Source organism: Pseudorhodoplanes sp. (assembly GCF_059499825.1).
On the sequence record NZ_JCABZI010000019.1, the window covers coordinates 18,303 to 39,891 of the forward strand.

General features: G+C 63.6%; 20 protein-coding genes. 8 read left to right on the forward strand and 12 right to left on the reverse strand.

All coding sequences use genetic code 11. The features are described from left to right. Positions 1-11 precede the first annotated feature (11 nt). Genes AC5I5I_RS22915 through AC5I5I_RS22935 form a run of 5 tightly spaced genes read left to right on the forward strand, consistent with a single transcriptional unit; the run spans position 12 to position 3,646 of the window. Positions 12-629, forward strand: coding sequence for a c-type cytochrome (locus AC5I5I_RS22915; protein WP_495976956.1), 618 nt, complete (start codon positions 12-14; stop codon positions 627-629). A gap of 7 nt (positions 630-636) precedes the next feature. Further along, positions 637-1,002, forward strand: a complete 366-nt coding sequence (locus AC5I5I_RS22920; protein WP_495976958.1) for a c-type cytochrome — start codon at positions 637-639, stop codon at positions 1,000-1,002. Beyond that, positions 999-2,267, forward strand: a complete 1,269-nt coding sequence (locus AC5I5I_RS22925; protein WP_495976959.1) for an FCSD flavin-binding domain-containing protein — start codon at positions 999-1,001, stop codon at positions 2,265-2,267. Before AC5I5I_RS22920 ends, AC5I5I_RS22925 begins: the two co-directional genes overlap by 4 nt. Beyond that, positions 2,267-3,238 carry an MBL fold metallo-hydrolase gene (locus AC5I5I_RS22930; RefSeq protein ID WP_495976961.1) on the forward strand — a complete coding sequence of 324 codons (972 nt, stop codon included), beginning with the start codon at positions 2,267-2,269 and terminating at the stop codon, positions 3,236-3,238. Before AC5I5I_RS22925 ends, AC5I5I_RS22930 begins: the two co-directional genes overlap by 1 nt. 21 nt (positions 3,239-3,259) lie before the next feature. Further along, the gene (locus AC5I5I_RS22935; RefSeq protein ID WP_495976963.1) at positions 3,260-3,646 is read left to right on the forward strand and encodes a c-type cytochrome; all 387 of its coding nucleotides are present in this window, start codon (positions 3,260-3,262) and stop codon (positions 3,644-3,646) included. 16 nt (positions 3,647-3,662) lie between these two features. Here AC5I5I_RS22935 and AC5I5I_RS22940 read toward each other — a convergent pair whose 3' ends face one another. Next, entirely contained in the window at positions 3,663-4,574 is a 912-nt protein-coding gene (locus tag AC5I5I_RS22940) for a LysM peptidoglycan-binding domain-containing protein (protein ID WP_495976965.1), read from the reverse strand. A gap of 304 nt (positions 4,575-4,878) precedes the next feature. Between AC5I5I_RS22940 and rimO the strand changes: the two genes are divergently transcribed. Together rimO and AC5I5I_RS22950 are read left to right on the forward strand one after the other, a co-directional pair. Continuing rightward, a complete protein-coding gene (gene rimO / locus AC5I5I_RS22945) occupies positions 4,879-6,198 on the forward strand; it encodes a 30S ribosomal protein S12 methylthiotransferase RimO (protein WP_495976967.1) in 1,320 nt (439 codons plus the stop codon). Between the two features lie 221 nt (positions 6,199-6,419). Next, positions 6,420-8,771 (forward strand): caspase family protein, encoded by a 2,352-nt coding sequence (locus tag AC5I5I_RS22950; RefSeq protein ID WP_495976969.1) that lies wholly within the window; start codon positions 6,420-6,422, stop codon positions 8,769-8,771. A gap of 34 nt (positions 8,772-8,805) precedes the next feature. Here AC5I5I_RS22950 and AC5I5I_RS22955 read toward each other — a convergent pair whose 3' ends face one another. The 8 genes from AC5I5I_RS22955 to AC5I5I_RS22990 form a co-directional block, all read right to left on the reverse strand. Beyond that, positions 8,806-10,017 (reverse strand): ArgE/DapE family deacylase, encoded by a 1,212-nt coding sequence (locus tag AC5I5I_RS22955; RefSeq protein WP_495976971.1) that lies wholly within the window; start codon positions 10,015-10,017, stop codon positions 8,806-8,808. Beyond that, positions 10,014-11,279, reverse strand: coding sequence for an allantoate amidohydrolase (locus AC5I5I_RS22960; RefSeq protein ID WP_495976973.1), 1,266 nt, complete (start codon positions 11,277-11,279; stop codon positions 10,014-10,016). Before AC5I5I_RS22960 ends, AC5I5I_RS22955 begins: the two co-directional genes overlap by 4 nt. Positions 11,280-11,281: 2 nt before the next feature. Continuing rightward, positions 11,282-12,457 (reverse strand): urate hydroxylase PuuD, encoded by a 1,176-nt coding sequence (locus AC5I5I_RS22965; RefSeq protein ID WP_495976975.1) that lies wholly within the window; start codon positions 12,455-12,457, stop codon positions 11,282-11,284. A 166-nt stretch (positions 12,458-12,623) separates the two neighbouring features. Continuing rightward, positions 12,624-13,601, reverse strand: a complete 978-nt coding sequence (locus AC5I5I_RS22970; RefSeq protein ID WP_495976977.1) for a quinone oxidoreductase family protein — start codon at positions 13,599-13,601, stop codon at positions 12,624-12,626. Positions 13,602-13,710: 109 nt separating this feature from the next. Beyond that, positions 13,711-14,442 (reverse strand): SDR family oxidoreductase, encoded by a 732-nt coding sequence (locus AC5I5I_RS22975; protein WP_495976979.1) that lies wholly within the window; start codon positions 14,440-14,442, stop codon positions 13,711-13,713. Between the two features lie 42 nt (positions 14,443-14,484). After that, a complete protein-coding gene (locus tag AC5I5I_RS22980) occupies positions 14,485-15,195 on the reverse strand; it encodes a CDP-alcohol phosphatidyltransferase family protein (protein WP_495976981.1) in 711 nt (236 codons plus the stop codon). Positions 15,196-15,205: 10 nt separating this feature from the next. Beyond that, positions 15,206-15,817, reverse strand: a complete 612-nt coding sequence (locus AC5I5I_RS22985; RefSeq protein ID WP_495976983.1) for a DUF1326 domain-containing protein — start codon at positions 15,815-15,817, stop codon at positions 15,206-15,208. Positions 15,818-15,834: 17 nt separating this feature from the next. After that, on the reverse strand, positions 15,835-16,677 hold the full coding sequence (locus tag AC5I5I_RS22990) for a DUF2182 domain-containing protein (RefSeq protein WP_495976985.1): 843 nt from the start codon (positions 16,675-16,677) through the stop codon (positions 15,835-15,837). 268 nt (positions 16,678-16,945) lie between these two features. Here AC5I5I_RS22990 and AC5I5I_RS22995 point away from each other — a divergent pair, with 268 nt between their 5' ends. Beyond that, positions 16,946-18,148: a UbiH/UbiF family hydroxylase gene (locus AC5I5I_RS22995; RefSeq protein WP_495976987.1), complete on the forward strand. Its 1,203-nt coding sequence runs from the start codon at positions 16,946-16,948 to the stop codon at positions 18,146-18,148. On the opposite strand, the gene AC5I5I_RS23000 is transcribed toward AC5I5I_RS22995, so the two are convergent. From AC5I5I_RS23000 to AC5I5I_RS23010, 3 genes are all read right to left on the reverse strand, one after another. After that, positions 18,143-19,237: a CaiB/BaiF CoA transferase family protein gene (locus tag AC5I5I_RS23000; RefSeq protein WP_495976989.1), complete on the reverse strand. Its 1,095-nt coding sequence runs from the start codon at positions 19,235-19,237 to the stop codon at positions 18,143-18,145. The genes AC5I5I_RS22995 and AC5I5I_RS23000 overlap by 6 nt on opposite strands. Before the next feature lie 48 nt (positions 19,238-19,285). Further along, the gene (locus tag AC5I5I_RS23005; protein WP_495976991.1) at positions 19,286-20,242 is read right to left on the reverse strand and encodes an AEC family transporter; all 957 of its coding nucleotides are present in this window, start codon (positions 20,240-20,242) and stop codon (positions 19,286-19,288) included. A gap of 161 nt (positions 20,243-20,403) precedes the next feature. Further along, positions 20,404-21,570 carry an ABC transporter substrate-binding protein gene (locus AC5I5I_RS23010; protein ID WP_495976992.1) on the reverse strand — a complete coding sequence of 389 codons (1,167 nt, stop codon included), beginning with the start codon at positions 21,568-21,570 and terminating at the stop codon, positions 20,404-20,406. Positions 21,571-21,589: the final 19 nt, after the last annotated feature.

The following is a 21,589-nucleotide window of genomic DNA, read 5'->3' on the forward strand; positions in this document are numbered from 1 at the left end:
TCTCGGGCGTCATGGCCGCCGGCGCTGTCGCGTCGGAGAAAAAACTCAATATCGGCCGCGAGGCCACGGTGGAGGAAATCGCCGGCTGGGATATCGACATCCGGCCGGACGGTCAGGGACTGCCGGTCGGCAAGGGCACCGTGAAACAGGGCGAGCCGCTCTATGTGGAACGCTGCGCTGCATGCCACGGCGAGTTCGGTGAAAGTGCCGGACGCTGGCCGATCCTGTCGGGCGGAAACAACACGCTGGCCAGTCACGATCCGGTCAAGTCGATCGGCTCCTACTGGCCTTATGCGTCGACCGTTATCGACTATATCCGCCGCGCGATGCCGTTTGGTGCATCGCAAACGCTCACCAACGACGAGCTCTATGCGATTACTGCCTACGTACTTTTTCTCAATGACATCGTAACTTCGGAAGATTTTGAACTGAGTGACAAGAATTTCAGAACAATCAAGCTTCCCAACCAGGGCAATTTTTTCGATGATGACCGGGAGGTCGCCGAAAAGGCATTCTGGCGAAAGGATCCGTGCATGAGCAATTGCAAGCCGGGTGAAGCGGCGATTACGGGACGGGCCAGAGTGATCGACGTGACGCCCGAGCCCGGCCAGGGCCCGAAGGTGGAGTGACGGTTCTATGATCCAGGGGTGGCGTTGGCACCTTGCTTGCGTTGCGGCTGTCATCGCCCCGATCGCGGGTCTCACGGCCGTGCCTGCGACATTGTCGCACGCATCCGGCGACCGCGCCTTCGGCCAATATCTGTCTTCGGAGTGCGTCACCTGTCACCAGTTGTCGGGACGATTTGACGGCATTCCTCCCATCGTGGGTTGGCCGGAGGATTCGTTCGTCCAGATCATGAACGAGTACAAAACTAAGAAGCGAGAACATGCCGTCATGCAAACGATTGCGGGACGGCTGTCACCAGAGGAAATCGCTGCGTTGGCGGCCTATTTCGGGAGCGTCGCTCCGGCCCCGGCAAAGCGCGAGGGAGGAAAATCATGAAAACGAACCGCAGACATTTTATTCAGGGAGCCGGTGCGATCGCGGCCGCCGGCGCATTCTCTGCTCCGGCCATCGCCCAGGCCAGGCCTCGTGTCGTCGTGATCGGCGGCGGCCCGGGCGGCGCGACGCTGGCGAAGTATGTCGCGCGCGATTCACAGGGCGCGGTTCATGTCACGCTGATCGAGCCGCTGAAGGAATTCGTCACCTGCTTCCATTCGAATCTTTATCTGGGCGATTTCCGTCCGTTCGATTCGATCACCCAGAATTATTCCGGGCTTGCGAAATACGGCATCACGCTGGTGCATGAACCGGCTGCGCTGATCAATCCGGAAACGAGGACGGTGCGGCTCGCGAGCGGCGCCACCCTGCCCTATGACCGGCTCGTGGTCGCGCCGGGAATCGACATCAAGTACGATTCCGTTCCGGGCTATTCGGAAAAGGCGAGCGAAATCATGCCGCATGCCTGGAAGCCCGGCCCGCAGACCCAGCTGTTGAAGAAGCAGCTCGACGCACTCGACGACGGCGCGACCATCGTCATGGTGTGCCCGCCAAACCCCTATCGCTGCCCGCCCGGGCCCTATGAACGCATCTCGATGATGGCGCATGTGCTCAAGAAGAAGGGGCACACCAAGTCAAAGATCATCGCGCTGGATCCGAAGGCCAATTTCTCCAAGCAGGGCTTGTTCGTCGAAGGCTGGGAGAAACATTATCCCGGCATGGTCGAGTGGCAGGATCCGAAAATGCATGGCGGCATCAAGGGCGTCGATGCCTCGACCATGACGGTGAAGACCGACCTGGGCGACTACAAAGCCCAGCTCATCAACGTGATCCCGGCGCAGATGGCGGGCAAGATCGCGCGCGATGCCGGGCTCACCAACGAGAGCGGCTTCTGCCCGATCAAGCCGGAAAGCATGCAGTCGGCGAAGGACGCGAACATCTATGTTCTCGGCGATGCCAGCATCGCCGGCGACATGCCGAAATCGGCATTCTCCGCCAACAGCCAGGCCAAGGTCGCGGCCATGGTGATCCGCGGCGAATTGACGAAGTCGCCGACCTTCCCGGCCCGCTATACCAACACCTGCTGGAGCCTGATCGAGACCGACGACACCGTGAAGGTCGGCGGACGCTACGAGCCGAAGGACGGCAAGATCGCGGCGGTCGAAACCTTCGTGTCGAAGACCGGCGAGGACGCCGAGCTTCGCAAGCAGACGCAGGCCGAGAATATGGGCTGGTATCAGGGCATCATCACCGACATTTTCTCGTGATGTTCGACGCCACGGATTCCGCACGCGTAAAGCAAGACAAGGCGGTGCGGCTTCGGCCGCATCGGCGCGCGTTGCTCGCAGGGATCGGTGCGGCGCTGGCGCTGCCGCTGCTGCCCGCACGGGCGGCGACCGCTCCGGTCACGCACAAGGTCGGCGCGATCGAGGTTACGATCGTCAGCGACGGTGTCCTCAACGTACCGCTGTCATTCTCGCTGCCGGACACGCCGTTGTCCGAGGCCGCAGCTTTGTTCAGAGCGCATGGGCTGCCGGAAGACGGCGCTCCGTCCCAAACCAATGCCGTTTTGGTCAAATCCGGCAACGAACGCATTCTGATCGACGCCGGATCCGGACCGAGCTTCCAGCCGACCGCCGGCAAGCTGCAGGAGAATCTCGAGGCCGCGGGTATCGCGCCGGACAGCATTACCAAAGTCGTGTTCACCCATGGCCATGCCGATCATCTGTGGGGCGCGATCGACGATTTCGGCGATGGCGACCGCTTCCCGAATGCGCGCTACGTGATCTCGGATGCCGAATGGGACTTCTGGAGCAACCCCGACACGGCAACGCGCGTGCCCGATGCCCTGAAAGGCATGGCGCTTGGATCGAGCCGCATCCTGAAAGCGATCGAGGCAAAGACCGAGCGCCGCAAAAATGGTGAAACCGTCGCCCCGGGACTGACGTATCTCGCGACACCCGGACACACGCCGGGACACATGGCGGTCGTCATCGAAGACGGCGGCCAGCAACTTATCGTGGGTGGTGACGTGTTGGCACATGCAGCAATCTCGTTCGCAAGGCCCGAATGGCGCATCGGCGCTGATTTCGACAGCGAACGCGGAATTAACACCCGCAAGCGACTGTTAGACCAGTTGGCCACCGATCGCATTCCGCTGATCGGCTTTCACCTCGCCTGGCCGGGCTACGGCGCGGTGGAACGCAAAGGCGCCGCTTATCGTTTTATCCCGCTCTGACCACAATTCCCGAGGATCGCAATGACACGTATCGCCGCCGCCGCCCTGACCATTCTTGCCTTCGGCATGCCCGCGCATGCGCAGGACGCCGCCGCAGGCGAAAAGGTCTTCGTTCAATGCCGCGCCTGCCACCAGGTCGGCGAAACCGCCAAGAACGGCGTCGGCCCGAACCTGAACGGTCTGTTCGGGCGCACCGCCGGGACGATCGAGGGTTACAATTATTCGGAGGCCAACAAGAAGTCAGGCATCGTCTGGGACGATGCGGTGTTCGCCGAATACATCCAGAACCCCCGAGCCAAGATTCCCGGCACGAAGATGATCTATGCCGGACTGAAGGACGAAAAGCGGATCAAGGATCTGACCGCCTATCTCAAGCAGTTCGACAAGGACGGCAAGAAGGCTCAGTGAAGACTGAGGCCGATCCTTAGTTGCGGACCGGCGCAAAACTCGCGAGCGGCGGCCCGAACGCCGCCGCTTCGAGATGCCGCGGAATGATCAGCCGCCGTCCGCCCTCGAAGCTCGCATTCGGACTCACATCGTTCAACTGCGCCACGGCCCAGACCGGGGCCGCATAGCGCTGCGCGACACTGCCCACGGTGTCGCCCGGCTCGGTGCGGATCGCGACGCCGGAATCCCATAATTCGATCGGCTCGCCACGCGGCATCGTATAGCGGATCGGCACCGTCGGTCCTTCGAGCTGCACCGGAAGGGTCGAAATCTGCACCACCTTGGCGACGATCTTGTCCTGCAGGCCGCGGATCTTGACCATGTTGACGTGCAGCACTTCCCAGTAATTCTTCAGGTCGATGGTCGCGAAATGGCCGCGGAAATCCGACGAGGCGCGGATGTATCCGCCGCCGAAGAAGTTGAGCGACTGATAGATGTTGATGAAGCGGTCGACATTGTTCGGGACATTCGGCGCCTTTCGGGTGGGATCGAAGGCCACGATCAGGCTCACCGGCACGCCGGCTTCCTTGAGTTTCCAGGCGAAGGCAAGCGCCGCGTCGCCGCCTGCGGAATGTCCCATTGCCATGATCGGCTGAGGGTTCTTCTTGTAGCGCGCGATCGCTTCCCGCGCCGGCCCGTACCAATTGATATGATTATAGGTCTCGGCCTCGATGCCGCTCGCCTCGATCTTGTCGCGCAGATAATCCATCTCGAACGACGCGAAACGTCCGCCCATGCCGCGAAACACATAGGCCTTGCCGGCTGCGGGCTTTTGTTGGGCCAGACCGCCGTCCGGAGACAGGAAGCCCTCCAGCACCGAGAGCGAACCACAGCCGGACAGACCTGCGGCGAGCAGGCCGACCATCGCTAGGCGCGGCAGGTTGAACATGCGGTGTCGGCCCCTGAGGTCGTTGCGCCGCCTGCGCCGATGGGCTGAGGAAGCGGGGAAACGCACGCCTTACGATGCTTGGGCGATCAAATGCGGATTTCGTTAAAATTTTACAAAGATTGCGGTTTCGCGCCGCTAACCCATTGAGACACCGTCATTATCTGCATACCGCCCAGGTTTCGCGTCACTGACCAGGATGCTGCTTCCGGCCGGGAATCAGCGCTGGGCATGTCAGGACGGATTTTGCGGTTGACCCGGCCCCCCGCCTGCCCTAACGCCCCGCATTCTCCATCAGAAGCCGCCCATGACCGCTGCGCCGCGCATATCCTTTGTTTCGCTGGGCTGTCCCAAGGCGCTGGTCGATTCCGAGCGCATCATCACGCGGTTGCGCGCCGAGGGGTACGAGCTCGCGCGGGGCCATGCCGGCGCCGACGTGACGATCGTCAACACCTGCGGCTTTCTGGATTCGGCGCAGGCGGAGTCGCTCGCGGCCATTGGCGAGGCAATGGCGGACAATGGCAAGGTGATCGTCACCGGCTGCATGGGCGCCGAACCGGAAAAGATCACCGCGCAATATCCGAACGTGCTGGCGATCACCGGTCCGCAGCAATACGAGAGCGTCATGGAGGCGGTGCATCGGGCGTTGCCTCCGGTGCACGAACCCTTCGTCGACCTGGTGCCGCCGCAGGGCCTGAAGCTGACGCCACGGCATTATGCCTATCTGAAGATTTCCGAAGGCTGCAACAATCGCTGCACCTTCTGCATCATCCCGAAGCTGCGCGGCGATCTGGTGTCGCGGCCGGCCGCCGACGTATTGCGCGAGGCCGAACGGCTGGTGCAGGCCGGCGTGAAAGAGCTGCTGGTGATCTCGCAGGACACCTCGGCGTATGGCGTCGATACCAAATACGCGACCAGCCTCTGGCACGACCGCGAGGTCCAGGCGAAGTTCGTACCGCTGGCGCGCGAACTCGGCGAGCTCGGCGCCTGGGTGCGGCTGCATTACGTCTATCCCTACCCGCATGTCGACGACGTGATCCCGCTGATGGCCGAAGGCAAGGTCCTCCCCTACCTCGACATCCCGTTCCAGCATGCAAGCCCCGAGGTGCTGAAGCGCATGAAGCGGCCGGGTGCGCAGCAAAAGACGCTCGACCGGATCAGGCAGTGGCGCGAGGTCTGCCCCGATCTCACCATCCGCTCGACGTTCATCGTCGGCTTTCCCGGCGAAACCGATGCCGACTTCGAGTTCCTGCTCGACTGGCTCGACGAGGCCGCGCTCGACCGCGTCGGCTGCTTCAAATACGAACCGGTGGACGGCGCGACCTCGAATGCGCTCGACGGCGCGGTGCCGCAGGAGCTGAAGGACGAGCGCTGGAACCGATTCATGCAGAAGCAGCAGGCGATCTCGGCGCGCCGTCTGAAGCGCAAGGTCGGCACGCGCCAGCAAGTGCTGATCGACGAACTGACGCCCTACGGCGGCAAGGGTCGGAGCAAGGCCGATGCGCCGGATATCGACGGCGCGGTGCATGTGACCAGCCGCCGGCCGTTGCGGGTCGGCGAATTCGCCCAGGTGAAAATCGAGCGCGCCGACGCCTACGATCTGCACGGCAGCGTCGTCGGCTTTTGAGCGGCACCGTCCGCCGGCACTTATCTGCGGTCGGAACTCCCAGCGATCTGATCCTTCTGGCCTCCCATAGCGCAAAAATGATTTGCGCCGCGCCGCCGCGCCCTCCCCAATGCGCCTGTCGGGTCAATTCCGAAAGGTGATCTGAACCGGATCGCGCAGGTCCGCGACCGAGCTGTTGCGGGTCTTTCGGGCGGACGGCTTTTCATTGGGCTGGGGCATCGATGCGAAACTTGGTCTGTCTGCTGATCGGTGCATGCGCGCTACTTCTTGGCTGCGGCGACCTGAGGGCGCAGAACCGGGTCGCATTGGTGATCGGCAACGACCGCTATCCCAATCTTCCGGCCGACCGGCAATTGCAGAAAGCGGTCAACGATGCCCGCGCCATGGGCAACGCGCTTCAGCAACTCGGCTTCAGCGTCATCCGCGGCGAGAATTTGGACCGCGGGCAGATCGTCGATCACATCGTCAGGTTCACGCGCGCCATCAAGCCGGGCGATATCGCGCTCGTGTTTTTCGCCGGCCACGGCGTGTCGCTGTCGGGCGCAAATTATCTGCTGCCCGCCGACATTCCCCTGCCGCAGCAGGGAGAGGAAATCCGGGTGCGGAACATGGCGCTCGGCGAATCCGACCTGGTTGCCGATATCCAGGCCGCCAAGCCGCGCGTGCTGATCATGGTGCTGGACGCATGCCGCGACAATCCGTTCCGGCAAGCCGGCCTGACCCGCTCGGTCGGCAACCAGGCCGGCCTGTCGCGGTCCCGCGAGGCCGAGGGCGTTTTCACGATCTACAGCGCCGGCTTCGGACAAGCCGCGCTCGACCGGCTGGGCGACGCCGACCGGTCGCCCAATTCGGTCTTCACCCGCGTTCTCATTCCGGCGCTGGCGCGAACCGACGCCCATCTCGCCGATATCGTCATCGACATGCGCGAAGAGGTTGCCCGTCTCGCTGCCACCATCGGACACGAGCAATATCCCGCCTATTACGATCAGACGCGCGGCGGCCGCATCTTCCTGACCCAGCAAGGGCGGCCGGCGACGCAGCGCGCACCGCAGGTCGCCGTGGCGCCACCTCTGGCCCCGGCCCCGCCGCGCCCGCAACCGACCCCGGCGACCGCTCCGCAGCCCGCAGCGCCGGCATCCGGCCAGCGCGGCGCACCCCGCTGGGTCACCGCTGCGCGCGCGACCGAGTTGCCGCGTTGCAATCTCTTTGTGGACTCCACCGCAGGACGCGGCAACGGATCGTCGCGCAGCCCGTTCCGAACCATCGGCGAAGCCGTCAACGCCGCCGAACCGGGCGCGGTTATCTGCGTTGCGGAAGGGCTCTATCGCGAGGAGATCAAACCGGGAGAGAAGCACCTGACCTTTGCCGGAGGTTTCCAGCGCGGCTTCGAACGACGCGATTCCTCAACCTTCATCACGAGAGCGGTTGGCAATGGACGCGGCTCGTTCATCCGCTATGAGGATCCCGCCCCCAAAGGCGATGCGCGCACGGTCATCGACGGCTTCGACATCAGCGGCTATTCGCAGGCGATCGTGCGCGAGCATTATGAGTCGCAGCGCTTCGACGTCACCAACAATTTCATCCATGACAACCGCTGTACCGACAACAAGCTGGCCGGCGGCGGAGTATCCCTCACCAATGTCAGCGGGCGGATTACGCACAACGTGTTTCGCAACAACAGCTGCGGCCGTGGTGGCGCCATCTTTACCAACGACGACACCAAGGAAAATACCGTCACCGTCGAGAGCAACTGGGTCGACAACAATCACGGCGTCGAGCCGGAGACCTCGCATGGCGGCGCGGTCTATCTGTTCGGCACCACGCTGCGGATCACCGCAAACCTGTTCACCCGCAACACCGTCACCAAATGGGGTGGCGGCCTGTTCATCGGCGCGGATATCGGCAGCGGCCAGAAAACCGATGCGCGGCTGAACTGGAACGTCTATCGTGGCAACAGCGCGGGTATCGCGGGCGGCGGCATGTTCTGCGACGAATCCGCGTCCTGCCGCAGCTATCACGAAGTCTATGACGGCAATTGCGGCGGCAATATCTATCTCGACAGCGGCCCCGCCGAAGGTCCGACAGTCGGGCGCTTCGATCACCTGACCAGCATCAATGCGAAGGCCCCGGGCTGCAAAGGCCCAGGCAACGGCGTGCGGATCGATGCCGGCTCCGGCGCGCCGGACAATTATGCCTTCATCAATGCGATCTTCTGGGGCAACAAACCGAACGAGGACATCGCCGCCAATTGCGATCAGAACTGCAACAACGTGCGCATCAACATATCGCACTCGATGGTGCAGACGCGGTATGGCGCGAACGGCCTGCGGGTAAATTTCGGCGACGGCATCATCCCGCCGGTCGACCCCCTGTTTGCCGACCCGGAGAACGGCGATTACCACCTCAAATCGGCTGCAGGCCGCTGGACTCCGGACGGATATGTCCGGGATGCGGTATCCAGTCCCCTGCTCGGCCGCGGCGAAGGCAAGCCGACCGAAGCGCCGCCGCGCGCCGGCGACCGCAACGAACTCGGTGCCTATGGCAACAGCGTGGAATCGTCGCTGGTGCGATAGCCAAACTCCGCAGCTATCGCGACAACAAACGGCCTCAGGCCTTCAGCAGGTCGCGCAGCGAGGCTTCGACGATTTTCGTCGCCGCTTTAAGGTCCGACAGTCTGATATGCTCGTTGGCCGAATGCGCATTCGCCTCGAGGATCGAACGCGGACCCGCTCCATACAGCACCGTCGGAATGCCGGCTGCGCTGTAGTGGCGCGCGTCGGTATAGAGCGGCACGCCCATCTCCTTGATCGCGGTCTTCAGTTCGCGTTTGGCGTGGCGCTGGATGATCTCGACGATCTTCTTCACGCCCGGTTGCGGACGCAGCGGTTCGGCCAGGATCACGCGCTTGCAGTCGATCTTGATGCCTTTGCCGGCGCCGGCCTGCTTGATCAGGGCGATCAGCTCGCGCTCGACCTTCTTGCCGTTCTCTTCCGGAATCAGACGGCGATCGAGCCGCATCACCACCTTGTCCGGCACCACATTGGTGGCAAAGCCGCCGGCCATCTGCCCGACCGTGATCTTCGGTGAACCGATGCCGGGCGATTTCGACTTGATCCGGTTGAGCCGCTTGCGCTCCTTGTAGATCGCCGCAAGAATTTTGTTCGCGGCTTCGAGAGCATCGGCGCCGCTCTCGGGCATCGCGGCATGGGCCTGCTTGCCGCGCACCGTGATTTCGAGATGCAAGACACCGTTATGCGCGGTGACGACCGCGTAGGAGAAACCGGCGGAGAACGCGATGTCGGGCTTGGTCAGCTTTTGCTTCAGCAGCCAATCGGGACCGGTATAGCCGCCGGTCTCCTCGTCATAGGTCAGGTGCAGTTCGACGGTGCCGTTAAGCCCGGCCGGATTGTCCTTCAGCGCCAGCAGCGCGAAGGCATAGGTCGCGTAGTCGGACTTCGACACCGCGGCGCCGCGGCCATAGATCGCGCCGCCCTTTTCCTCCGCGCCATAGGGATCGTGGGTCCAGCCTTCGCCGGGCGGCACCACGTCGCCATGCGCGTTCATGGCAATCACCGGCCCTTTCCCGCTGCCGAAGGTCTCGCGCACGATCAGGTTGGTCGCCGACGCCATGCTGTGCTTCTTGGCGATCTCATCGGGCACCACGTGACGCTCTACCTTGAATCCGAGCCCTTCGAGAAGGCGCGCAGCTTCCTCGGCATGGCGCGCGCAATCGCCTGGCGGATTGTCGGACGGCACGCGCACCAGCGCTTTCAGGAATTCGACTTCGCGCGGAAAATTGGCATCGATGAAATCGCTCATGCTGCGCCCCGTTTCGCCTCTTCGGCGGCCAATTTCTCGATAAAACGCACCAGCGCCGCGACGCTCAGTCCTATGTCCGCTTCGCTGGCAAATTCCGCTGGATTGTGGCTGATGCCGCCTTTGCAGCGCACGAACAGCATCGCCATCGGGCAGAGCTTCGCCATCACCTGTGCATCGTGCCCTGCGCCGGACGGCAATCGGATCGATTGATATCCGAGCGACGCAATCGCATCCTCCATCAGGGCCTGCAGCGCCGGCGTGCAGGCCGTGGTACTGGTTTCGTGGAACGGCTCGAAAGCAAATTCCAGCTTGCGCTTGACGCCGATCCGCTGCGCGTCCGCCTTGATCAGTTCGATCGCGGCCTTTCGCTTGTCGTCCGACGACGACCGGAATTCCAGCGAAAAGCCGACCCGCCCAGGAATGACATTGGTCGCACCGGGCGACGCCTCGATGCGTCCGACCGTTGCCACCATGCCGTCGTCCTCGTTCTCGCGCGCGGTCTGCTCGATCAGCAGCATCAGTTCGGCCGCGCCCGCCAGCGCATCCTGGCGCATGCGCATCGGCACCGTGCCGGCATGCCCGGCCTCGCCCAGCACGACAACGCGCATGCGGCTCTGCCCGACAATGCCGGTCACCACGCCGAGCGGCAGGTTCTGCGCTTCCAGCACCGGCCCCTGCTCGATATGCAATTCGACGAAGCCTACCACGTCGGCGGGGTTGTAGGCTGCGGCCGGGATATCATCGATGCGTTTGCCATAGGCCTCGATCGCATCGCCGAGCGAAATGCCGTTGCGGTCCGGAAAGGCGAGCGACGAGCGGTCGAACACGCCGGCACAGGCGGACGAACCGGCCAGCGTGGTGCGAAAGCGCGAGCCTTCCTCGTCGCCGAACGCGAGCACATCGATGCCGAACGGCAGGTCGATGTCGCGGTCCATAAGCTCGCGAACCGCGAGGATTCCGGCGACGACGCCGAGCGGGCCGTCGTATTTTCCCGCATCGATCACGGTGTCGATATGCGAGCCGATCAGAAGCCGCCTTTTCAAGTCAGGCCGCCAATGGCCGCGCACCGTACCGAGCGCGTCCTCGGTCACGGTCATACCGGCATCGCGCATCCAGGAGCCGATCAGGTCGGCCGCGCGCCGATGCTCGGGCGTGAGATAGAGGCGCACCAGCCGCTGCGGCTCGGACGAAACCGCGCCAAGCTCGGCCAGCATGGTTTCGGCGCGCGCACCGATCGCTTCAATGTCGGCGGGAGCGGTCATGATCAATGAGCGCTGAGCCAGCGTCCCAATTGCGCACGCTCGTCGTCCGTCATGTTGGTCTGGTTGCCGAGCGGCATCGCCTTGTTGCGGACGGTCTGGATCATGATGAGCTGGTTAAAGCGCTTGAGATCGGCGAGCGTCTCCAGCGTAACATTCTTGGGCGGCTCCTTGAAGCTTTCATGCGTCGGCCGTCTGGCGTGGCACATCACGCAATGCTTGGCCGTTAGCGCCAGTACTTCGCCGTCCGACACCGGCGGCCCGCTAGTCGCAGCCTGCCGGGGCGCGGTGATGAAGATGGCGCAGATCAGCGCAAACGCCGTGATCGGCGCGGCCCAGCCGTACTTTTCCCAGGGCTGGCCTATATCGATCTGGTTCAGGATGTGCCGGAACATCCCGCCGGTGAGCAGGATCAGCGCCACCACCATCCAGGCATGCGGATGCGCCGACAGGAACGGATAATGCGGCGACACCATCATCAGCAGGACCGGCAAGGTCAGGTAGTTGTTGTGCAGCGAGCGCTGCTTGGCGACCTTGCCATATTTCGCCTCCGGCTCCTCGCCGCGCAGCAACTGCCCGACCATGATCTTCTGGCCGGGGATGATGGTCACGAAGACGTTGAAGGCCATGATGGTGCCGATGAAAGCGCCGACATGGATGAAGGAGCCGCGCCCCGAGAACACGTTGGTGTAGAGCACGCTCGCCAGCAGGATCAGCAGGAAGACCGAGATCGCGAGCGGGATCGTGCGCTCGCCCCACAACCGGCACAGGCCGTCATACAGGACCCAGCCGACCAGGAGCGAGGCGATCGAAATGGCGATCGCCTGCCACGGCTCCAGCGGCATCACCGACGGGTCGATGAGGTAGGCGCTGGCGTGAAAATAATACTGGATGATCAGGAGCCCGAAGCCGGTGACCCAGGTGAGATAGGCCTCCCACTTGAACCAGTGCAGATGCGGCGGCAGATGCGGCGGCGCGACCGTGAACTTCTCGACGTGATAGAAGCCGCCGCCATGCACCTGCCAGGCAGTGCCGAACACACCCGGACTCTTGCGCTCCTTCTGGTTCAGCGAATAGTCGAGCGCGATGAAATAGAAAGATGTGCCGATCCAGCCGATGCCCACGATCATGTGGGCCCAGCGCAGCAGCAGATTGCCCCATTCGCCGAGAAAGACGTCCATTGCTTCGACCCGACACTATCCGCGTTCATTCCCGCGAAAGCGGGACTCCAGTTCTCCTGGGTCCCCGGTGACGTTTACCCTCGGGCTGCGCAAAGCGCAGACCCGGGTACGGGGACGAACGGAGAGATTAGATTCGCGGGTCACAGACTAGCAAACGTTATGCCGTCTACGGGATCAGGATCGACGATCCGGTGGTTTCCCGCCCTTCCAGGTCCTCATGCGCCTTGCGGGCGTCCTTGAGGGCATAGGTCTGGTTGACGGGGATTTTGACCGCTCCGCTGGAGACGACCTTGAAAAGGTCATCCGCGGTCGCGACCAGGTCCTCGCGCTTGGCGACATAGTTGTTCAGCGTCGGCCGGGTGGCGAACAGCGAACCCTTGGTCTGCAGGATATTGATGTTGAAGGCTTCGATCTGGCCGGAGGCCGAGCCGAAGCTTGCGAACATGCCGAGCGGCCGCAGGCAGTCGAGCGAGGCCGGAAACGTGGTCTTGCCGATGCCGTCATAAACCACGTCGCAAAGCTTGCCCCCGGTGATTTCCTTGACGCGGGTCGGGAAATCCTCGTCGCGGTAATAGATGATGTGGTGGCAACCGTTGGCCTTGGCGATCTCGCCCTTTTCCTTGGAGCCCACGGTTCCGATCACGGTGGCGCCCAGATGGTTCGCCCATTGGCACAGGATCTGGCCGACGCCGCCGGCCGCGGCGTGCATCAGCACGGTCGAGCCCTTGGTCACCTTGTAGGTGCGGTTCAGCAGGTATTGCGCGGTCATGCCCTTCAGCATCATCCCGGCGGCCTGCTCGTAGGAGATGGCCGCCGGGATTTTAACCACCCGGTCGGCCGGCAGCAGCCGCTCGGCCGCATAGCCGCCGAGCGCGACGACATAGGCAACGCGATCCCCGACCTTTATCTCGGAGACACCCTCGCCAACGGCGATCACCTCGCCCGCGCCCTCGTTTCCGGACACAAACGGCATCCCGACCGGCGACGGATACATGCCCATGCGGAAATAGGTGTCGATGTAATTCACCCCGCAGGCATGCTGCCGGATCCGGATCTGGCCGGGCCCCGGCGCCGGGATCTCGATATCCTCGAAGGTGAGGACCTCAGGCCCGCCATGCTTGTGAACCCGGACCGCTGCGACCATGACCACTCTCCCTGACGAGCCCGTTCGAACCGGCGGGCCTCGAAACCGGCCGGGATCATAGGCGGCATCGCGCCCGGCGCAAGCGCGCGCTTGCTCGCGGGAACGAGACCTAGCGCGCGCCAGATACAGTCAGGGTGGTGCCGCTGGTATAGCTCGCGGCATCCGAAATCAGGAAAAGGATCGCTTCCGCGACCTCCTGCGGCGTGCCGACCCGGCCCGTCGGCAATTGATGCGCGATCCGCGCCAGCCGCCCGGGTTCGTGAATTTCGGTGTCAATCGGGCCGGGCGATACGGCGTTGACGCGAATGCCCTCACCGGCCAGTTCCTTCGACAATCCGGTGACCAGGCCGTCGACCCCACTCTTGGTCGCGGCATACCACGCATATTCACCGGCGGCGCCGAGCTTCGACTGCACCGACGACAGGAACACCATGCTGCCGCCCGTCTTGCCATGCTTGGTCGACAGCCGCGGGATCGCGGCCCGGGCACAGAAGAACGCACCCATCAGGTTGATCTCGACATTGTCCCGCAGCGTCTGCGTCGACACCGCCTCGAACCGCGAATTCTTGCCGGTGACGCCGCTGTTATAGACCATGTGCTTCAGCGGTCCGAAGCCATCGACCGCCTTGAACAGGCGCTCGACATCCTCTTCCTTTGCCATGTCGCCCTGCACCGCGAGTCCTCGTCCGCCGGCTTGCTCGATGTCGCGCACGACCTGCGCCGCGGTCTCGGCATTGCTCTTGTAGTTGATGATGACGTCATAGCCGCGCGCCGCCGCAAGCCTGGCGGTAGCCGCGCCGATACCGCGGCCGCCGCCGGTAATCAGGACAATATCTTTCATTTCCATCCCGGTTGTCAGTTTCGTCTTAAGGCTTTTCGATTGCTAATCGTCCGCGGTCGCAAGACCGACAGTGAGGAAATATACCCCGATCACGACGAGAAGCCACGCAACGATAGGACCCGGATCGAGCGCGGTCACAAGCGCATAGGCCCCGAGCGCGCACCAGGCTGCGAGCGCGAGCAGGTTGGCGACGCGCAGATGCGGAACCCGGAACGGGTGCAGGACGCGCAGCGGCATGAAGGTCAGCACGACGAGCACGGCAACCGCAGCCGCCGCGATCCATGGCGGCAACTTCAGAACGAACAGATGAAAGGCCACCGCATTCCACAGCGCCGGAAAACCGCGGAAATAATTGTCCGCGGTCTTCATCTGTTCATCGGCGAAATACAACGCGCTGGTGACAACGATCGCAATGGCAAGCGGGATCGCCGCCGGTTGCGGTAGCAGTCCGCTGGTGGCCAACGCAAAGGCCGGCACGAACACATAGGTGGTGAAATCGACGACAAGGTCGAGCGCATCGCCCGACCAGCGCGGCAGGATCTCAGCGACACGAAAACGCCGCGCCAGTGTTCCGTCGACGCCATCGATGAACAGCGCCACCGCGAGCCAGACGAACATGGTGACGAAGTCCGCCTTCGCGGCGGCGAGCATCGCCAGCAACGCGCAGGCCGCGCCGCAGGCGGTGAAGATATGCACCAGAAAGGGTCGTACCCGTCCCGCCCGGCCGGGCGCGTGGCTTCCGTCCTGCTGCATGTCCGTCAGGCTACCGGTTGCCCCAATCGATCTGGCAGATTTCAGCCGACCGTCCGGTGAAATTCCAGTTGCGGCCAAAGGCACGGAAGCGCGATTTGTCGGCCTTCGCGATAGTGACGTCCGGCGCGATCCAGTAGCCGCTGTTTCGGATGGTGACGTTCTGGTCTTTGGCCTTGCCGGCAACGGGCGTGATCGCGCCGTCGACGATCTTGTCGATGGTGACGAGCCGGGTCTGGCCTTCGGTGCGATAGCTGATCGGCACCTGACGCACGCCGAGAAAGCTGCTCACCAGGATCGATAGCAGATGCGTCGAGCCGCCGACCTTTCCCGTGAAGATGCGGGTCAGGCCCTTCATCGCGTGGATCGAAGCGTCCTCGTCGACAAACAGCGCCGCGGTCCAGTTTCCGCGCGACATCAGGCCGGGGATTTCGATCATTACCCCGGCTTTCAGGCCGGAAAGGTCGGTGTCGTTATAGTGCCCCTGATCGATCCGCACGGCGGCCCAGGTCTGGCAGCGGTCTTCGGTCGGCGGATGCTCGCCCAGCGACAGCACGCACGGGCAGAACACCGTGCATGAGCAGGACAGCGTCAGTTCGCCTTTGAGGTTCCATTGATCCGGCACGGATGTGTCTCCCGACCCTAACTCACAAGACCCGATCCCCAGACTGCAACGATCGTGAGGCCCACGGCGATCAATGCTATGCCAATGGCGCGTCCGAAAATCGCAGACACGGACATTTTCTCGATCAGCATCACCAGCCCAAGCAGCGCCATCCAGACCACGTTCATCGCACCGGCGGCAAACATCAACAGCATCATCGCGATGCAGCAGCCGAGACAGTAAAGCCCCTGTCGCAGCCCGAGCCGGAATACGCCGCCGGGACGATCCGTCCAGTTCAGGAAGAAAAACGAGAACGGCTGCTGGCAGGCTCGCAGGCACGCCTGCTTCAGCGCCGAGAATTGATAGAGCCCGGCGGTGAGAAACAAGGCCGCGCTTGCCGGCATCGCGATGCTTGCCACGCCGGGCGATGCGGCAAGCGACATCGCCGCGGCCTGGGCCAATGTCGCAAAGGCCGAGAACCCGATCCAGATCGTCAGATATCCGGCGATCAGGAGCGACGGCGAGACGATCCGTTGTCCCTGCCGCTGCGCGGTCTCGGCGATCTCGCCATAGGTCAGGATCATCGGACCCGCGGTCGGCAGCATCATGGCCAGCGTCATCGCGACCCACATGGTGGCGATGATCGCAACGCCGCCGCCGGTCGCTCCGGCTGGCAAGGCCCGGCACATCGCGTCGAGGAACCCGGACGGCCCCGCGGGAGCCTGTTGCATCGCAACCGCCAGCAGATAACCCCAGCCGGACGCCGTCAGCACCGCCATACAAGCAAAGGCGATCCACCTCGGACGCGCCAACGCGGTGGCGAGACCGGCCATCCATGGCCCGGTCGACATTGGCCTCGTATCGGCGGAAAGCTGCGTCATGGCACTAGTGGTCTGATTCTAACGTTCGCATCCCTTTTCGGCGACCTCTTTGCGAACGTTAGAATCAAAGGACCACTAGCAAACTTCTGATTCTAGTGGAGCTTTGAATTTGACATTCGCTCTGCGAACTTGCGGCCAGGTGGGTAGCGAATGTCAAATTCGCTCCACTAGCCTAACTCCTAACCCAGTGCCGGCACATTGGGAAATGTCACACTGGCAGGATGGTTTCCGGACCCGTAGATAAGGGTCGCAAAGGATTGTCAGGCGAATGAAATCGTCATCTCGGGTAACGGCCACAGCGGTGGTTGGCGGAGGGCCGTCCGGCCTGACGGCGGCGCTTGCCCTGGCCTCGGTCGGGTTCGAGGTCGCGCTGGTCGCGCGCCAGGCTCCGGACGACAACCGGACCACCGCGCTGCTGGCCAGTTCGGTCGCCGCACTTGAAACGCTCGGGGTCTGGGACGCCTGCCGCGAGCATGCCGCTCCGCTTGCGGCCCTGCGGATCGTCGACGCCACCCAAAGGCTGTGGCGGGCGCCGGAAGCCCGTTTCGACGCTGGCGAGATCGGGCTCGAGGCCTTTGCCTGGAATATCGAAAATCGCCGTCTTATCGCCGCGCTGGAAGCCCGCGCCGCGGAGATGCCCAACCTGCAGCTGATCCGGGACGACGCGGCCGCAATCGACAGCCACATCGACGGCGTCACGATCGTCACGGCCGGCGGCGACACCATCGAGGCCAGGCTCGCCATCGGCGCCGACGGCAAAAACTCGCTGTGCCGGACCGCCGCCGGTATCGCCGTGCAGAGCCGGAGCTATCCGCAGGTCGCGCTGACCTACAGTGTCACGCATAGCCGTCCGCATCGCGATATTTCCACCGAATTCCATACCGAGCATGGCCCGTTCACGACCGTGCCTTTGCCGGGGGACCGATCCAGCATCGTCTGCGTGGTCGACGAGGCCACCGCACGCGACCTGCAATCGCTCGAGGGCGATCAACTCGATCGCGAGCTGGAGCGCCGCTCGCATTCGATCCTCGGCAAGATCAAGGCCGATCCCGGCCACGGCGCCTTCCCGCTGGTGATGGACACCGCGAGCCGGTTTGCGGCCGAGCGGATCGCGCTGATCGGAGAGGCTGCCCACCGCTTCCCGCCGATCGGAGCGCAGGGTCTCAATCTCGGCTTGCGCGATGCCGCGGCGATTGCCGAAATCGCGGCGGACCATAGAGACGATCCGGGGTCGGCGGAGGTCATCGATCGCTACGATCGCGAGCGGCGCGCCGATGTCATGAGCCGCACCATCGCGGTCGATCTGATGAACCGGTCGCTGCTCTCGGGCTTTCTTCCGGTGCAGGGCCTGCGCGGAATCGGGCTGCACATGCTCAACACCATCGGCCCGCTGCGGCGCGCGATGATGCGCGAAGGCGTGATGCCCCGTGCGGCACAGCCACGGCTGATGCGCGGCGAGGCGCTCCTATAACGGCGGCGGCGAGGCCTTCTCGCTGCCTTCCGGCTCGCGGAATTGCGGATCGATCGGCACCGGCAACGCCGTAATCGTCGCACCCTGCCCGCCCCGCACTTTATGAGCGAACAGGCCGCGGCCCACGAAATGCGGATCGCGCAACGCCTCTTCCAGCGTGCGCACGATGGTGACGCAGCAATCCGCTTCTGCGAAAACTGGCTCCCACTCTGCGGCGCTGCGGTTCGCAATGATGGCCGCCACCGCATTCATGGTTGCGTCGGGATCGCGCCGGTCGTCGGCAAGCGGAGCATCAAGTCCGATCAGAGAGGCGAAGCGCCGCCAGAAATGGTCCTCCAGCGCCGCGCAGGCGACGATCCCGCCGTCCTTGGCCGGATACAGGTGATAGCGCGGCGTGGCGCCGGTGAGTTCGCTTTGTCCGGACGTTGCAAGCGAACCGCTGGCCCAATAACCGGACAGCGCCCGCCAGGCGAAGGTGAACATCGCATCGGTCATGGCGATATCGAGATGGCAGCCCTCGCCGGTCAGGTCGCGCTGGCGCAGCGCCAGCAGGATGTTGATCACGGCAGGGAACGTGCCACCCGCGATATCGGCGACAAGCGCCGGCGGCACCACGGGCCGATCCGGCGGACCGGGCTGGAATGCCAGCAACCCGGTGCTGGCGATGTAGTTCAGGTCGTGTCCGGCCTCGGTCGCGCGTGGATCGGTCTGGCCGTAGCCTGTGATCGAGCAGTAGATCAGTTTGGGGTTGATCGCCCGCACGGCTTCGTAGGCGAAGCCCAGTTTGGCCAATACTCCAGGCCGAAACTGTTCAATCAGAATATCAGCATTTTCAAGCAGTGCGCGAAGCTCCGTCGCGCCGGCTGCGCTCTTCAAATCCAGTGTCAGGCTCTTCTTGCCGCGGTTGAGCAGGCTGAAGGCCGCGCCGGTTCCTTGCCATTGCGGCGCATACCCGCGCATGTCGTCGCCGCCCGGCCGCTCAATCTTGGTCACCTCGGCGCCGGCTTCCGCCAGCATCAGCGTCGCCAGCGGGCCCGGCAGCAGATTGGTAAGGTCGACGATCCTGATCCCCGACAGCGGCTGCGGCATCGCTTCGCTCCCCTCTGAACAGCGAGGATAGCAGAGGCGCGGTGGAAGCTAGAACGGCGTCGCGGGGAGCAGCCCGGTCTGCACCAGCCACATCACGCTCGTCAGCGTGAAGACCGACACCATGGTGCCGATCAGAATCGAGCCGGAGGCCTCCTCGACCCAGACGTCGTATTGCCGCGCCAGCACGAACACGTTCAGCGCCGGCGGCAGCGCCGCCATCAGCACGGCGGCATAGGTCCATGAGGCACTGAACGGCCCGAACCAGGCCAGCATGACGAATACGATCAGCGGGTGCAGTACGAGTTTCACCGGGACGATCGCCGGCACATCCCAGGCGAGCTTCGGCAGCGGCCGCAGCGCGACGGTCACGCCCAGCACGAACAGGGCGCAGGGGGCCGCCGCGTTCTGTAGGAACTGCATCAGCCGGTCGAGCGCCACCGGCGGCTCGAAATGCAAAGCAGCCGAGAGCACGCCGAGCAGCGTCGCGATGATGAACGGATGCAACGCGATGCGCTTGCCGACGAACAGGACCGAGCGCCAGAAGCCGCGCCGCTCTCCGCCGCCAATCTCCATCAGGAAGGGCACCAGCGAAAACAGGACGATGCTGTCGAAGCAGAAGATCAGCGCCACCGGCGCGGCCGCCTGCGGCCCCAGCGTCGAGAGCGCCAGCCCCGGGCCCATATAGCCGATATTGCCGTAGCCGCCGGCGAGGCCCGCGATGGTCGCCTCGGGCATGGTGCGGCGGCCAAGTTTCGCGATCGCGAACGCAATGAAGAAGGCGATGGTGGTGGACAGACTGGTCGCCACCACGAACGATACGTTCACCAGCTCCTCGAGCGGGGTCTTGGCCACGATCCGGTAGAACAGGCAGGGCAGCGCCACATAGACGATGAAGAAATTCATCCAGGCGAGCCCGGTATCCGGGATCTGCTTCAGGCGGCCGCAGGCGAGACCGAGAAAGATCAGCCCGAAATACGGAAGCGCGAGATTGAGAACGTCGATCATGAAAATCGCAGCGCTTCGATGAGACGGCTTGCGCGGACGCGTCAGCGCAACGACGGCGGGTGCTGCGTTATAGCGTCAAAAAATCCGGCCGGTCCATGGAGCGTCCATGGGACCGGCCGGTTCGTTACCACATCACCGACGCGACCAGACGCGGCGACAACTTACATCTTGCAATCCTTGGCGTAGATGTCGCCATGGTTCGACAGCACCTTGTTCCCGGTCTTGAGGATGAAGTCGCCGCTCGGTGACTTCTCGGCCGTCAGCGCATACCAGTCCTGGATTGGATGCTGGTTCTTGTCGAACTTGAAGTTCCCGCGCACCGACGCAAAGTCGGCCTTGCGCATCGCAGCGCGCAGCGCGTCCATGTTGTCGGTGCTGAAGTTCGTTGCCTTTAGTCCCGATCCGATCAGAAGGCCCGCATCGTAGCCCTGCGCGGCATAACTCGTGACCGGACGGTCGCCGTATTTGGCCTTCCAGGCAGCGACGAATGCCTTGCTCGCCGGATTGTCGAAATCGTCGTTCCATTGGCTGGCAACCTGGACGCCGACGCCAGCATCCTTGAGCGCTTTCACCATGGCCTGGTCCATCGATGCGGCATGCATCACCAGCGGGATTTTCAGACCGGCCTGGTGATACTGGCGCAAAAACGCGATGCCCATGCCGCCGGGCTGGAAGCCGTGGACGACCTCGGGGTTGGCGGCCCGGATTTCGGCGATTTCCACGGCAAAGTCGGTCTGCCCGAGGTTGGTATATTTCTCTGCGACGATTTCGCCGCCAAACTCCCGCTTGAAGGCCTGCAGCATGTCCTTGCCGGACGGATAGTTCGGCGCCAGGATAAATGCTTTCTTGTAACCGAGCGACTTTGCCAGCGCGCCGACGCTTTCGCCCTGCCCGTCATTCTGGAAGGACACGACGAAATAGTTCGGGTTGCAGTCCTTGCCGGCAAAGGCGGTCGCAGCGGAGTTCGGACTGACATAGATGGCGCCGGCTTCAAGCACGTCCGGCACCACAGCGGCCGCGACGTTTCCGAAAACAATGCCGGTGAAAATCTTGGCGTTGCTGGACTTGAGGAAGCGGTCGGCGATCGCCTTGGCCTGACCGGGCTTGACGCCGTCGTCTTCGATCATCACCTCCGGCTTGTTGCCCTCGAACGGGCCGCCCTTGGCCTCGACCGCGAGCATGAACCCGTCACGGATATCGGCACCAAGATAGCCGGCGGGACCCGACAGGGTCGTGATCAGACCGATCTTGACGGGGTCCTTCGCCAGGGCCGGGCCGCCGGCCAGAGCCAGCGCAACGATGGCGCAAACGCCTTTGAATACATGCATTTCCGGACCTTTCCTCGTA

Coding starts and splice junctions, on each gene's coding strand:
- AC5I5I_RS22935 (WP_495976963.1), top strand. CDS start 3,260: ATGACACGTATCGCCGCCGCCGCCCTGACCATTCTTGCCTTCGGCATG.
- AC5I5I_RS22920 (WP_495976958.1), top strand. CDS start 637: ATGATCCAGGGGTGGCGTTGGCACCTTGCTTGCGTTGCGGCTGTCATC.
- AC5I5I_RS23000 (WP_495976989.1), bottom strand. CDS start 19,237: ATGCCGCAGCCGCTGTCGGGGATCAGGATCGTCGACCTTACCAATCTG.
- AC5I5I_RS22930 (WP_495976961.1), top strand. CDS start 2,267: ATGTTCGACGCCACGGATTCCGCACGCGTAAAGCAAGACAAGGCGGTG.
- AC5I5I_RS22975 (WP_495976979.1), bottom strand. CDS start 14,442: ATGAAAGATATTGTCCTGATTACCGGCGGCGGCCGCGGTATCGGCGCG.
- rimO (WP_495976967.1), top strand. CDS start 4,879: ATGACCGCTGCGCCGCGCATATCCTTTGTTTCGCTGGGCTGTCCCAAG.
- AC5I5I_RS23005 (WP_495976991.1), bottom strand. CDS start 20,242: ATGATCGACGTTCTCAATCTCGCGCTTCCGTATTTCGGGCTGATCTTT.
- AC5I5I_RS22980 (WP_495976981.1), bottom strand. CDS start 15,195: ATGCAGCAGGACGGAAGCCACGCGCCCGGCCGGGCGGGACGGGTACGA.
- AC5I5I_RS22950 (WP_495976969.1), top strand. CDS start 6,420: ATGCGAAACTTGGTCTGTCTGCTGATCGGTGCATGCGCGCTACTTCTT.
- AC5I5I_RS22940 (WP_495976965.1), bottom strand. CDS start 4,574: ATGTTCAACCTGCCGCGCCTAGCGATGGTCGGCCTGCTCGCCGCAGGT.
- AC5I5I_RS22995 (WP_495976987.1), top strand. CDS start 16,946: ATGAAATCGTCATCTCGGGTAACGGCCACAGCGGTGGTTGGCGGAGGG.
- AC5I5I_RS22915 (WP_495976956.1), top strand. CDS start 12: ATGGCCGCCGGCGCTGTCGCGTCGGAGAAAAAACTCAATATCGGCCGC.
- AC5I5I_RS22965 (WP_495976975.1), bottom strand. CDS start 12,457: ATGGACGTCTTTCTCGGCGAATGGGGCAATCTGCTGCTGCGCTGGGCC.
- AC5I5I_RS22925 (WP_495976959.1), top strand. CDS start 999: ATGAAAACGAACCGCAGACATTTTATTCAGGGAGCCGGTGCGATCGCG.
- AC5I5I_RS22970 (WP_495976977.1), bottom strand. CDS start 13,601: ATGGTCGCAGCGGTCCGGGTTCACAAGCATGGCGGGCCTGAGGTCCTC.
- AC5I5I_RS22955 (WP_495976971.1), bottom strand. CDS start 10,017: ATGAGCGATTTCATCGATGCCAATTTTCCGCGCGAAGTCGAATTCCTG.
- AC5I5I_RS23010 (WP_495976992.1), bottom strand. CDS start 21,570: ATGCATGTATTCAAAGGCGTTTGCGCCATCGTTGCGCTGGCTCTGGCC.
- AC5I5I_RS22960 (WP_495976973.1), bottom strand. CDS start 11,279: ATGACCGCTCCCGCCGACATTGAAGCGATCGGTGCGCGCGCCGAAACC.
- AC5I5I_RS22990 (WP_495976985.1), bottom strand. CDS start 16,677: ATGACGCAGCTTTCCGCCGATACGAGGCCAATGTCGACCGGGCCATGG.